This window comes from Cupriavidus pauculus (assembly GCF_008693385.1).
GTDB lineage: Bacteria > Pseudomonadota > Gammaproteobacteria > Burkholderiales > Burkholderiaceae > Cupriavidus > Cupriavidus pauculus_D.
Map to the genome: position 1 here is coordinate 3,485,199 of NZ_CP044065.1, position 14,157 is coordinate 3,499,355.

General features: G+C 63.6%; 8 protein-coding genes. All 8 read left to right on the plus strand.

What is annotated here, in order from left to right; translation table 11 throughout:
- The first annotated feature begins 140 nt into the window (after positions 1-140).
- A complete protein-coding gene (rplK, locus tag FOB72_RS15990; RefSeq protein WP_109585070.1) occupies positions 141-572 on the plus strand; it encodes a 50S ribosomal protein L11 in 432 nt (143 codons plus the stop codon).
- On the plus strand, positions 573-1,268 hold the full coding sequence (gene rplA, locus FOB72_RS15995; RefSeq protein ID WP_109585071.1) for a 50S ribosomal protein L1: 696 nt from the start codon (positions 573-575) through the stop codon (positions 1,266-1,268). It begins immediately after the preceding gene.
- 361 nt (positions 1,269-1,629) lie between these two features.
- Positions 1,630-2,160, plus strand: a complete 531-nt coding sequence (rplJ, locus tag FOB72_RS16000) for a 50S ribosomal protein L10 (protein ID WP_150373504.1) — start codon at positions 1,630-1,632, stop codon at positions 2,158-2,160.
- A 67-nt stretch (positions 2,161-2,227) separates the two neighbouring features.
- Entirely contained in the window at positions 2,228-2,605 is a 378-nt protein-coding gene (gene rplL, locus FOB72_RS16005; protein ID WP_109585073.1) for a 50S ribosomal protein L7/L12, read from the plus strand.
- 444 nt (positions 2,606-3,049) lie between these two features.
- Entirely contained in the window at positions 3,050-7,156 is a 4,107-nt protein-coding gene (rpoB, locus tag FOB72_RS16010; protein ID WP_150373505.1) for a DNA-directed RNA polymerase subunit beta, read from the plus strand.
- Between the two features lie 90 nt (positions 7,157-7,246).
- Positions 7,247-11,488 (plus strand): DNA-directed RNA polymerase subunit beta', encoded by a 4,242-nt coding sequence (gene rpoC / locus FOB72_RS16015; protein ID WP_150373506.1) that lies wholly within the window; start codon positions 7,247-7,249, stop codon positions 11,486-11,488.
- A 169-nt stretch (positions 11,489-11,657) separates the two neighbouring features.
- Positions 11,658-12,092, plus strand: coding sequence for a hypothetical protein (locus FOB72_RS16020; RefSeq protein ID WP_150373507.1), 435 nt, complete (start codon positions 11,658-11,660; stop codon positions 12,090-12,092).
- Positions 12,093-12,170: 78 nt separating this feature from the next.
- On the plus strand, positions 12,171-14,021 hold the full coding sequence (gene recQ / locus FOB72_RS16025) for a DNA helicase RecQ (protein ID WP_150373946.1): 1,851 nt from the start codon (positions 12,171-12,173) through the stop codon (positions 14,019-14,021).
- Positions 14,022-14,157: the final 136 nt, after the last annotated feature.

The window sequence follows — 14,157 nt, forward strand, 5'->3', positions numbered from 1 at the left end:
GCGACCCGAAAGGGAAGCGACGGGATGATCCGGCCACGTGCCGGATCCAAAGAGGAGCGTGAGGTCACGCCAGGCGTGGCGACAGCGCGTTATGACTCAACTGGATCGTTCCGTGAACGGAAGATCCGTATGGAGTAAAGATGGCCAAGAAGATCGTTGGCTTTATCAAGCTGCAAATTCCGGCTGGTAAGGCGAATCCCTCCCCGCCCGTTGGTCCCGCACTGGGTCAGCGTGGTCTGAACATCATGGAGTTCTGCAAGGCGTTCAACGCCCAGACCCAGGGCATGGAACCTGGTCTGCCGGTGCCGGTGGTGATTACCGCCTTCGCCGACAAGAGCTTCACGTTCGTGATGAAGTCGCCCCCCGCGACCGTGCTGATCAAGAAGGCAGCCGGCGTGACCAAGGGCTCGCCGAAGCCGCACACCGACAAGGTGGGCAAGATCACCCGCGCCCAGGCTGAAGAAATCGCCAAGGCCAAGAACGCCGATCTGACCGCTGCCGATCTGGACGCAGCCGTTCGCACGATCGCCGGCTCGGCACGTTCGATGGGCATCACCGTGGAGGGTCTGTAAATGGCTAAGGTTTCGAAGCGCGTCGCCGCCAACAAGGCGAAGATCGAGCGCACCAAGTTCTACGCGATCGACGAGGCTCTGGGCCTGGTGAAGGGTGCTGCCACCGCCAAGTTCGACGAGTCGATCGACGTGGCCGTGCAACTGGGCATCGATGCGAAGAAGTCGGACCAGGTGGTTCGCGGTTCCGTGGTGCTGCCGGCCGGTACCGGCAAGTCGGTGCGCGTGGCTGTGTTCGCCCAGGGCGACAAGGCACAAGCCGCCAAGGACGCTGGCGCCGACGTGGTCGGCATGGAAGACCTGGCCGAGCAAGTCAAGGCCGGTAACCTGAACTTCGACGTCGTGATCGCTTCGCCGGACACGATGCGTATCGTCGGTACGCTGGGCCAGATCCTCGGCCCGCGTGGCCTGATGCCGAACCCGAAGGTCGGCACGGTGACGCCGGACGTGGCCCAGGCTGTGAAGAACGCCAAGGCCGGTCAGGTGCAATTCCGTGTGGACAAGGCCGGTATCATCCACGCCACCATCGGTCGTCGTTCGTTCGAAGACACCGCGCTGAAGAGCAACCTCGCCGCGCTGCTGGACGCGCTGGTGAAGGCCAAGCCGGCCACGAGCAAGGGCGTGTACCTGCGCAAGATCGCCGTGTCGTCCACGATGGGCGTTGGCGTGCGCGTTGACCAGGCTTCGCTGGCAGCCTGATCGCTGCTGGCAGTCGCTGACCGGAACCCGATAACGCCGGTTGGACAGAAATGAGAGATCCCGCTTCGCGCGGGATCGGCCCCGGGCCCGGAAGGGCAGGGGGCAAGGCTTTGGGCAGTGGAGCTCGCTCCGCTGGTTATCAAAGACCGCTGGTGTCCGCGGGCGCAGGTTGGCCTCGTGGACTTAATCGGAAGGCTGGGCGTGAAACGCCCTGATCCGACCCGCCAGCGCAGATGGCGAACCCGAAGGAATTGAAGGATCCGGGCAACCGGGTGATTCGGTTCAATCGGACGCCGTTCGTTTGGACTGATGCGTGACGTTGGATCGTGGATTCGACACCGCATCGTTTTGGAGCTTAACCGTGCCACTCAATATTGAAGATAAGAAGGCCGTCGTTGCTGAGGTATCGGCGCAAGTCGCCGCCGCCCAGACCATCGTCGTCGCCGAATATCGCGGCATCACGGTTGGCGATCTGACCAAGCTGCGTGCTACCGCCCGCCAGCAAGGTGTGTACCTGCGCGTTCTGAAGAACACGCTGGCCCGCCGCGCTGTGGAAGGTACGCCGTTCGCTGGCCTCGCAGAGCAGATGACCGGTCCGCTGATCTACGGTATTTCCGCAGATGCAGTCGCTCCGGCCAAGGTTCTGAACGACTTTGCCAAGACCAACGACAAGCTGGTTCTGCGTGCAGGTTCGTTCGACGGCAAGGTCCTCGATGCTAACGCCGTCAAGGCGCTGGCTTCGATCCCGAGCCGCGACCAGCTGCTGGCTCAGCTGCTTGGCGTCATGCAGGCACCGGTGTCGGGCTTCGCCCGTCTGCTGGCTGCAGTGGCTGCCAAGAAGGCAGAAGGCGCACCTGCGGAGGCCGAAGCGGCTCCCGCGGACGCAGCCTGAGCTTCGCGTCGTCTCGCATAGACAGATCGCAATACCGATACCGAATCACATCTAGGAGTAATTCCAAATGGCAATCACCAAAGACGACATCCTCGAAGCCGTAGGCGCGATGTCCGTGATGGAACTGAACGACCTGGTCAAGGCGTTCGAAGAGAAGTTTGGCGTGTCCGCTGCTGCGATGGCTGTTGCCGCCGCTCCGGGCGCTGGTGGTGGCGCTGCCGCTGCTGAAGAAAAGACCGAGTTCAACGTTGTTCTGGCCGAAGTCGGCGCAAACAAGGTTGGCGTGATCAAGGCCGTTCGCGAAATCACCGGTCTGGGCCTGAAGGAAGCCAAGGACCTGGTCGATGGCGCACCGAAGCCCGTCAAGGAAGGCGTGGACAAGGCTGCTGCCGACGAGGCCAAGAAGAAGCTGGAAGACGCCGGCGCGAAGGTCGAAGTCAAGTAAGTGGTATGCGCGTGCCCTCAGGCACGCCATCAGGGCTGGCAAAGGGGAATCCCGGCGCCAGCCTTTTTGCGCTTCTGTGGGGTGTGTTTGATGCGGCACCCGAAACGTTCGTCGGAAGGCTTCGGCGGCGCGGAATGCGCAAGAATGTGATTTAACAGGTACTGCGACGGCGAAGATTCGATCTTGCCGCAGCAGAAGCCAAACATCAGTGGCACACTAGGTGGTTGCTGATGTTTGTCTTCTGAACCGACTGCAGAAGACAAGTTTGGTCGGGTGTCCCCCGGGCGAGTACAGGCATTGCGCCGATGCAATGACCACACCGCCCGCAGCGTGCGGACACCGTCAGCCAGAGGTTGGTAGCGGCCAACCGCCAAATCCCCTCCCAGTCGCTGAACACCTCAGGGTAGGACAGGTCCACCTGCCCTGCGATGATTCGGAGATCCCATGGCGTACAGCTTCACCGAAAAGAAGCGCATTCGCAAATCGTTTGCGAAGCGCGCGACGGTCCATCAGGTTCCATTCCTGCTTGCCACTCAGATTGAATCCTACACCCAGTTCCTGCAAGCGGATACCGCTGCCGCACGCCGCAAGAGCGAGGGGTTGCAGGCTGCTTTCAACGCGATCTTCCCCATTTCGTCCCATAACGGGCTTGCCCGTATGGAATTCGTTTCGTATCACCTGTCCAACCCGCCGTTCGACGTCAAGGAGTGCCAGCAGCGTGGCCTGACGTTCCACTCGGCGCTTCGTGCCAAGGTTCGCCTGATCATCAACGATCGCGAGAACCCGGGCAAGGTGAAGGAAGTGAAGGAGCAGGAAGTCTACATGGGCGAGATTCCGCTCATGACGTCGACCGGCTCGTTCGTGATCAACGGCACCGAGCGTGTCATCGTGTCCCAGCTGCACCGTTCGCCTGGCGTGTTCTTCGAGCACGACAAGGGCAAGACGCACAGCTCGGGCAAGCTGCTGTTCTCGGCACGGATCATCCCGTACCGCGGTTCGTGGCTCGACTTCGAATTCGATCCGAAGGACATCCTGTACTTCCGCGTCGACCGCCGCCGCAAGATGCCGGTGACGATCCTGCTGAAGTCGATCGGCCTCACGCCCGAACAGATCCTCGCGCACTTCTTCGTGTTCGACAACTTCACGCTGCAGTCGGAAGGCGCGCAGCTGGAGTTCGTGCCCGAGCGCCTGCGCGGTGAAGTCGCGCGCTTCGACATCGCCGACAAGAACGGTCGCGTGGTCGTCGAGAAGGACAAGCGTATCAACGCGAAGCACATTCGCGACCTGGACTCGGCTGGCACCAAGCTGATCAGCGTGCCGGAAGACTATCTGCTCGGCCGCGTGCTGGCGAAGAACATCGTCGATCCCGACACGGGTGAGGTGATTGCCAACGCCAACGACGAGCTGACGGAAACGCTGCTCGAGAACCTGCGCGAAGCCGGCGTCAAGGAAATCCAGACGCTGTACACGAACGACCTCGACCAGGGCCCGTACATGTCGCAGACGCTGCGCGTGGACGAGACCGTGGATCAGACCGCCGCGCGTATCGCGATCTATCGCATGATGCGCCCGGGCGAGCCGCCCACCGAGGAAGCCGTGGAAGCGCTGTTCCAGCGCCTGTTCTACAGCGAGGAATCGTACGACCTGTCGCGCGTTGGCCGCATGAAGGTCAACAGCCGTCTGTCGCGCCCGAGCGGCGAGGGCAGCATGGTGCTGCAGGACGAGGACATCCTCGAGACGATCAAGATCCTCGTGAACCTGCGTAACGGCAAGGGCGAGGTCGATGACATCGATCACCTGGGCAATCGTCGTGTGCGTTGCGTGGGCGAACTGGCCGAAAACCAGTTCCGCGCCGGTCTGTCGCGTGTGGAGCGCGCGGTCAAGGAACGTCTGGGCCAGGCCGAGACGGAAAACCTGATGCCGCACGATCTGATCAACTCGAAGCCGATCTCGTCGGCGATTCGCGAGTTCTTCGGTTCTTCGCAGCTGTCGCAGTTCATGGACCAGACCAACCCGCTGTCGGAAATCACGCACAAGCGTCGTGTCTCCGCACTGGGCCCGGGCGGTCTGACGCGCGAACGCGCGGGCTTTGAAGTCCGCGACGTGCACCCGACCCACTATGGCCGTGTGTGCCCGATCGAAACGCCGGAAGGTCCGAACATCGGTCTGATCAACTCGCTGGCACTGTATGCGCGCCTGAACGAGTACGGCTTCCTCGAGACGCCGTACCGCAAGGTCGTGGACAGCAAGCTGACTGACCAGGTGGATTACCTGTCGGCCATCGAGGAAGGCAAGTACGTGGTGGCCCAGGCCAACGCGACCGTGGATGCCGAAGGCAACCTGATCGACGAACTGGTTTCCGCGCGCGAAGGTTCCGAGCGCGAAACCCGTATGGTCACGCCGGACCGCGTGCAGTACATCGACGTGGCGCCGTCGCAGATCGTGTCGGCGGCTGCCTCGCTGGTGCCGTTCCTCGAGCACGACGATGCAAACCGTGCACTGATGGGCGCGAACATGCAGCGTCAGGCCGTGCCTTGCCTGCGTCCGGACAAGCCGCTGGTGGGTACCGGTATCGAACGTACCGTGGCCGTCGACTCGGGCACCGCCGTCCAGGCGATGCGCGGTGGCGTGGTCGACTACGTCGATGCGATGCGTATCGTGATCCGTGTGAACGACGACGAAGCCGTGGCCGGTGAAGTCGGCGTGGACATCTACAACCTGATCAAGTACACGCGCTCGAACCAGAACACGAACATCAACCAGCGTCCGATGGTCAAGGTGGGCGACATCGTGGCCCGCGGCGACGTGGTGGCCGACGGTGCGTCGACCGACCTCGGCGAACTGGCGCTCGGCCAGAACATGCTGGTGGCGTTCATGCCGTGGAACGGCTACAACTTCGAAGATTCGATTCTGATCTCCGAACGCGTGGTGGCCGAAGACCGCTACACCTCGATCCACATCGAGGAACTGTCGGTCGTCGCCCGTGACACGAAGCTGGGACCCGAGGAAATCACGCGCGACATCTCGAACCTCGCCGAAGCGCAACTCGCGCGTCTGGACGAGTCGGGCATCACGTACATCGGCGCCGAAGTGGAAGCCGGTGACGTGCTGGTCGGCAAGGTGACGCCGAAGGGCGAAACCCAGCTGACGCCGGAAGAGAAGCTGCTGCGCGCGATCTTCGGCGAGAAGGCATCGGACGTGAAGGACACCTCGCTGCGCGTGCCGTCGGGCATGAGCGGCATCGTGATCGACGTCCAGGTCTTCACGCGTGAAGGCGTGACGCGCGACAAGCGCGCCCAGTCGATCATCGACGACGAACTGAAGCGCTACCGCCTGGACCTGAACGACCAGCTGCGTATCGTGGAAGGCGATGCGTTCCAGCGTCTGGAGCGTCTGCTGCTCGACAAGACCGTCAACGGCGGTCCGAAGAAGCTGGCCAAGGGCGCCAAGCTGACGCGCGAGTACCTGGCCGATCTGGACAAGTACCACTGGTTCGACATCCGTCCGGCCGACGAGGAAGTGGCTGCCCAGCTGGAAGCCGTCAAGGAAGCCATCGAGCAGAAGCGCCACGAGTTCGACCTCGCGTTCGAAGAAAAGCGCAAGAAGCTCACGCAGGGCGACGAACTGCCGCCGGGCGTGATCAAGATGGTCAAGGTGTACCTGGCCGTCAAGCGCCGCCTGCAGCCTGGCGACAAGATGGCAGGCCGTCACGGTAACAAGGGTGTCGTGTCGAAGATCACGCCGATCGAAGACATGCCGTACATGGCGGACGGTACCCCGGCCGACATCGTGCTGAACCCGCTGGGCGTGCCGTCGCGGATGAACGTGGGCCAGATTCTGGAAACCCACCTCGGCTGGGCCGCGCGCGGTCTGGGCGAGCGCATCGGCAACATGCTGAAGGCGCAGGTGAAGGCCCAGGAACTGCGCAAGCTGCTTGCTCAGATCTACAACGAGAGCGGCAAGGCCGAAGACCTGGACAGCCTGTCCGACGCGGAAGTGCTCGAACTGGCCACGAACCTGAAGAAGGGCGTGCCGTTCGCGACGCCGGTGTTCGACGGTGCGCACGAAGACGAAATCCGCCGCATGCTGGATCTCGCCTATCCGGAAGACATCGCCAAGGAGAAGGGTCTGACCGCCTCCAAGCAGCAGGTCACGCTGCACGATGGCCGCACCGGCGAAGCGTTCGAGCGTCCGGTCACGCTGGGCGTGATGCACATGCTGAAGCTGCATCACCTGGTCGATGACAAGATGCACGCGCGCTCGACGGGTCCGTACTCGCTGGTGACGCAGCAACCGCTGGGCGGCAAGGCGCAGTTCGGTGGCCAGCGTTTCGGTGAGATGGAAGTGTGGGCACTGGAAGCCTACGGCGCGTCGTACGTGCTGCAGGAAATGCTGACGGTCAAGTCCGATGACGTGAACGGCCGTACCAAGGTGTACGAGAACATCGTCAAGGGCGAGCACTCGATCGATGCCGGCATGCCGGAGTCGTTCAACGTGCTGGTGAAGGAAATCCGCTCGCTGGGTATCGACATCGACCTCGATCGCTACTGATCGCGGCACCCCGGCTAAGCAGGATTTCTCACAGGATGAATGCCACCCCTTCGGACAATGTCCGGGAGGGTGGCGAAACAAGGAGTTGCAATGAAAGCATTGCTCGATCTCTTTAAGCAGGTACAGCAGGAAGAGCAGTTCGACGCGATCAAGATCGGTCTCGCCTCGCCCGAGAAGATCCGTTCGTGGTCGTACGGTGAAGTGAAGAAGCCGGAAACGATCAACTACCGCACGTTCAAGCCCGAGCGCGATGGTCTGTTCTGCGCCAAGATCTTTGGCCCGATCAAGGACTACGAGTGCCTGTGCGGCAAGTACAAGCGCCTGAAGCACCGCGGCGTGATCTGCGAGAAGTGCGGCGTGGAAGTAACGCTGGCCAAGGTTCGCCGCGAGCGCATGGGCCACATCGAACTGGCTGCGCCGACCGCGCACATCTGGTTCCTGAAGTCGCTGCCGTCGCGTCTGGGCATGGTCCTGGACATGACGCTGCGCGACATCGAGCGCGTGCTGTACTTCGAAGCGTTCGTGGTGCTCGAGCCCGGCATGACCCCGCTCAAGAAGAGCCAGATCATGTCCGAGGACGACTACATCGCGAAATGCGACGAGTACGGCGAGGGCGAGTTCGTGGCGATGATGGGTGCCGAGGGCATCCGTGAACTGCTGCGCGGCATCGACATCGAGAAGCAGATCGAACAGATCCGCGCCGAACTGCAGGCCACGGGTTCGGAAGCCAAGATCAAGAAGTTCGCCAAGCGCCTGAAGGTGCTCGAGGCCTTCCAGCGTTCGGGCATCAAGCCCGAGTGGATGATCCTCGAAGTGCTGCCGGTGCTGCCGCCCGAGCTGCGCCCGCTGGTGCCGCTGGATGGCGGCCGCTTCGCGACCTCGGACCTGAACGATCTGTACCGCCGCGTGATCAACCGTAACAACCGGTTGAAGCGTCTGCTCGAGCTGAAGGCGCCCGAGATCATCGTGCGCAACGAAAAGCGCATGCTGCAGGAAGCAGTGGACTCGCTGCTGGACAACGGCCGTCGCGGCAAGGCGATGACCGGCGCCAACAAGCGTCCGCTGAAGTCGCTCGCCGAAATGATCAAGGGTAAGGGCGGTCGTTTCCGTCAGAACCTGCTGGGCAAGCGCGTGGACTACTCGGGCCGTTCGGTCATCGTGGTGGGCCCGACGCTCAAGCTGCATCAGTGCGGCCTGCCCAAGCTGATGGCGCTCGAACTGTTCAAGCCTTTCATCTTCCACAAGCTGGAAACGATGGGCATCGCCACCACGATCAAGGCGGCGAAGAAGGAAGTGGAAAGCCAGACGCCGGTGGTGTGGGACATCCTCGAAGAGGTGATCCGCGAGCACCCGGTGATGCTGAACCGCGCGCCGACGCTGCACCGTCTGGGTATCCAGGCGTTCGAACCCGTGCTGATCGAAGGCAAGGCCATCCAGCTGCACCCGCTCGTCTGCGCGGCGTTCAACGCCGACTTCGACGGTGACCAGATGGCCGTTCACGTGCCGCTGTCGCTGGAAGCGCAGATGGAAGCGCGCACGCTGATGCTGGCGTCGAACAACGTGCTGTTCCCGGCCAACGGCGATCCGTCGATCGTGCCGTCGCAGGACGTGGTGCTGGGTCTGTACTACACGACCCGCGACAAGATCAACGGCAAGGGCGAAGGCATGACCTTTGCCGACGTGAGCGAAGTGCTGCGTGCGTACGAGAACAAGGAGGTCGAACTGGCTTCCCGCGTGAACGTGCGTATCGTCGAGTACGACCTCGTGGACAAGGACGCGCAGGGCGATGCCCGCTTTGCGCCGAAGATCACGCTGCAGGCCACGACGGTCGGCCGCGCGATCCTGTCCGAGATCCTGCCGAAGGGTCTGCCGTTCTCGGTGCTGAACAAGCCGCTGAAGAAGAAGGAAATCTCGCGCCTGATCAACACGGCATTCCGCAAGTGCGGTCTGCGCGAAACGGTGATCTTCGCGGACAAGCTGCTGCAGTCGGGCTTCCGTCTGGCTACGCGCGCCGGTATCTCGATCGCGATCGACGACATGCTGGTGCCGCCGCAAAAGGAGAAGATCATCTCCGAAGCGGCTGCCAAGGTGAAGGAATACGACAAGCAGTACATGTCGGGTCTGGTGACGGACCAGGAGCGTTACAACAACGTCGTGGACATCTGGGGCGCCGCCGGCGACCAGGTGGGCAAGGCGATGATGGAACAGCTCCAGCACGAAGACGTGGTTGACCGCGAGGGCAAGACCGTCAAGCAGGAATCGTTCAACTCGATCTACATGATGGCCGACTCGGGCGCGCGGGGTTCCGCGGCGCAGATTCGTCAGCTGGCCGGCATGCGGGGCCTGATGGCCAAGCCGGATGGCTCGATCATCGAAACGCCGATTACGGCGAACTTCCGTGAAGGCCTGAACGTTCTGCAGTACTTCATCTCGACCCACGGCGCGCGTAAGGGCCTGGCGGATACGGCACTGAAGACCGCGAACTCGGGTTACCTGACCCGTCGTCTGGTCGACGTGACGCAGGATCTGGTCGTGGTGGAAGACGATTGCGGTACGTCGAACGGCGTGGCCATGAAGGCGCTGGTCGAAGGCGGTGAAGTCATCGAAGCCCTGCGCGACCGTATCCTCGGCCGCGTGACCGTGGCCGACGTGGTGAACCCGGAAACGCAGGAAACCGCGATCGAGACGGGCACGCTGCTCGACGAAGATCTGGTGGACCTGATCGACAGCCTGGGCGTGGACGAAGTGAAGGTGCGCACGCCGCTGTCGTGCGACACGCGCTACGGTCTGTGCGCGAAGTGCTATGGCCGCGATCTGGGCCGTGGCGTGCTGGTGAACTCCGGCGAAGCGGTGGGCGTGATTGCCGCGCAGTCGATCGGTGAGCCGGGTACCCAGCTGACCATGCGTACGTTCCACATCGGTGGTGCGGCATCGCGTGCGGCAGTGGCCTCGAGCGTGGAAGCCAAGGCGACCGGTACGGTCCGCTTCACGGCGACCATGCGCTACGTGACCAACGCCAAGGGTGAACTGATCGTGATCTCGCGTTCGGGCGAGACGCTGATCACGGACGACCATGGCCGCGAGCGCGAGCGTCACAAGATCCCGTACGGCGCCACGCTGCTGGTGCAGGACGGTCAGTCGATCAAGGCCGGTACGCAGCTGGCCACGTGGGATGCACTGACGCGTCCGATCGTCTCGGAGTACTCGGGCACCATCAAGTTCGAGAACGTCGAGGAAGGCGTGACCGTTGCGAAGCAGATGGACGAAGTGACGGGCCTGTCGACGCTGGTCGTCATCGACGCCAAGCGCCGTACCGCCGCGACGAAGGGTCTGCGCCCGCAGGTGAAGCTGCTGGACGCGAACAACCAGGAAGTGAAGATCCCGGGCACGGACCACTCCGTGACCATCGGCTTCCAGGTTGGCGCACTGATCACCGTGAAGGACGGTCAGCAGGTGCACGTGGGTGAAGTGCTCGCGCGTATCCCGACCGAGTCGCAGAAGACCCGCGACATTACCGGTGGTCTGCCGCGTGTGGCCGAGCTGTTCGAAGCGCGTTCGCCGAAGGATGCCGCCGTGCTGGCGGAAGTCACCGGCACGACGTCGTTCGGCAAGGACACCAAGGGCAAGCAGCGTCTGGTCATCACGGATCTCGACGGCAATGCGCACGAGTTCCTGATCGCCAAGGAAAAGCAGGTGCTGGTGCACGATGGCCAGGTGGTGAACAAGGGCGAAATGATCGTGGAAGGTCCGGCGGACCCGCACGACATCCTGCGCCTGAAGGGCATCGAGGAACTCGCGCACTACATCGTCGACGAAGTGCAGGACGTGTACCGTCTGCAGGGCGTGAAGATCAACGACAAGCACATCGAAGTGATCGTGCGTCAGATGCTGCGCCGTGTTCAGATCGTGGACGTGGGCGACACCAAGTTCATCCCGGGTGAACAGGTGGAGCGTTCGGAACTGCTCGACGAGAACGATCGCGTGATTGCCGACGGCAAGCGTCCGGCCACGTACGAGAACCTGCTGCTCGGTATCACCAAGGCGTCGCTGTCCACGGACAGCTTCATCTCGGCGGCATCGTTCCAGGAAACGACGCGCGTGCTGACGGAAGCCGCGATCATGGGCAAGACCGACGACCTGCGTGGTCTGAAGGAAAACGTGATCGTGGGTCGTCTGATCCCCGCCGGTACCGGCCTGGCCTACCACCGTGCCCGCAAGGCGCGCGAGGCAGCCGAACGCGAACGCGCCCAGGCGATCTCGGACGAAGAGCAATCGCTCTTCATCGAGCCGCCGGTGGTGCAGGCGACCGAAGGCGACGGCGACGCAGTCTGAGCCCCGCATCTCGCCACCCCTGTGGTGGCGACGTGAAAAGCCCGGCCTTCTGGCCGGGTTTTTTTTTGCCTGCCGCGCGCGTGTTGCGCATATTTCGCGGGAATGCGATTTCCTGTTTTCTGGTGCATGCGGATGCTATGCGTGTCGATCGCACGCAAAGGAGGCGTCCGTGACCGTTGGCCCGCTGTTGCTCTGTCCCATGCCGCTGACCGTCGCCGCGCTGTGCGCCCTGGCGTTCCCGGGCGATGCGGGGCCGCAGGCCGCCTCCCGGCTGTCTCCCGGCGCGTCGGTGACGCAGGCCGCGCCGAAGGCATGGCTCGACCTCACGCCCGGCGCCGCGATGCTGAACCTCAATGATTTGCACACGCGCGAGCGCGTCGAGCGCGCCTGCGCAAGTGGCCGGCCCACGTCCCCCGACGATTGCGCGCAACTGGAGGCGCTGCGCCGGCACGAGGCCTCGCAACGCCCCGGCGCGCCCGACCGGGGCGGCGTGGCGCCGCCGCCCGAACAGCGCTGGCCCACGGATACGGGATTTCCGCCGCCGGGCGGGAGGGGGGATGCGATGCCGTATCCGTGCGCCCCGGCGAACCCATGTCAGCGCTGATTGCAAACATGCCGGCTTCAGGCACGGGGCTTAGTGGTAAGGTTACGGCCTTTACGGCTTTCCGCATTTCCGTTGTCTATGTCGCGCGCGCTGGCGATTCTCAAGGATGTCTTCGGCTACCACGCCTTTCGCGGCCGGCAGGCGGAGATCATCGACCATGTCGCCGACGGCGGCGACAGCCTCGTGCTCATGCCTACGGGCGGCGGCAAGTCGTTGTGCTATCAGATTCCCGCGCTGCTGCGGCAGCGAGCGGGCCATGGCACGGGCATCGTCGTGTCGCCGCTGATCGCGTTGATGCAGGATCAGGTGGCCGCGCTCACGGAAGCGGGTGTCCATGCGGCCGTGCTCAACTCCACGCTGACCAGCGCGGAGGCGTCCGCGGTCGAGCGTGACCTGCTCGCGGGCCGGCTCGAGATCCTCTACGTGGCGCCGGAGCGGCTGATGACCCCGCGCTTCCTCGATCTGCTCGAACGCACCCGCGTCGGCGTGTTCGCGATCGACGAGGCCCACTGCGTATCGCAGTGGGGCCACGATTTCCGCCCCGAGTACATCCAGCTGTCGGTACTGCACGAGCGGTTCCCGCGCGTGCCGCGCATCGCGCTGACCGCCACCGCCGATGCGGTCACGCGCAACGAGATCGTCGAACGGCTCGCGCTGGACGAAGCGCGCGTGTTTATCTCCAGCTTCGACCGGCCCAATATTCGCTATCGCATCGTCGAGAAGGACAACGCGCGCCAGCAGCTGCTGGCCTTTATCAAGGCCGAGCACATGGGGGCTGGCGGGTCGCACGACAGCGGCATCGTCTATTGCCTGTCGCGCAAGAAGGTCGAAGAGACCGCGAGCTGGCTCGCGAGCCATGGCATTCAGGCGCTCGGATACCACGCGGGCATGGATGCGCAGGTGCGCCAGCACCATCAGGCGCGTTTCCGCGAGGAAGAAGGCATCGTGATGGTCGCGACCATCGCGTTCGGCATGGGGATCGACAAGCCCGATGTCCGGTTCGTCGCCCATCTGGATCTGCCCAAGAGCATGGAGGGCTATTACCAGGAGACCGGCCGCGCCGGCCGCGACGGCCTGCCCGCCAATGCCTGGATGGCTTATGGCCTGGGGGACGTCGTGCAGCAGAAGCGCATGATCGACGAGTCCGAGGCAGACGAAGCGCACAAGCGCGTCTCCTCGTCGAAGCTCGATGCCCTGCTGGGTTTGTGCGAGACGCCGGGATGCCGGCGCGTACGGATTCTTGCGTACTTCGACGAGTCCGCCGAGCCCTGCGGCAACTGCGATACGTGCCTCGAGCCGCCCGCGACCTGGGACGGCACGCGCGAGGCGCAGATGGCGCTGTCCTGCGTCTACCGGACCGCCCAGGCCAGCCGCGTGCATTTCGGAGCGACGCACCTGATCGACGTGCTGCGCGGCAATGCCTCGGAAAAGGTGCGGCAGTGGGGGCACGACAAGGTGTCCACCTTCGGCATCGGCGCCGACCGCTCGGTGTCCGACTGGCATGCGATCTTCCGCCAGCTGATCGCGCACGGGCTGCTCGTCATCGACCACGGCGGCCACGGTGCGCTGCTGCTCGGCGATTCCGCGCGCGCAGTACTCAAGGGCGAGCAGTCGATCACGCTGCGGCGGCAGGTCAGCAAGCCCGGCCGGAGCACCGACCGGGCCGCACGGGGCAGCCGCACCGACCATACCGCGGACATGGACGAGGATGCGCTGGCCAACTGGGAAGCGCTGCGCCGCTGGCGCACGGAAACCGCGCGCGAGCACGGCGTACCGGCCTATGTCATCTTCCATGACGCCACGCTGGCAGAGCTCGCGCGCAGTGCGCCCGAAACCCACGATGCCCTCGCGGAAGTGCCCGGCATCGGTGCCTCGAAGCTCGAACGGTACGGCGACGACATCCTCGAAACACTGCGCGCGGTGCCGTAATCGGGCGCGCTCGGTATACCTGTCGCGGTATACCGCCGAGACGCTTGACCGTTGCCAGTCACCCCGCTATAGTGCCAGATTCGAGTTTTTGGCTTCGGATTTCGCGCGCCTGTGAAAATGTGAACGTCTGTTCGCT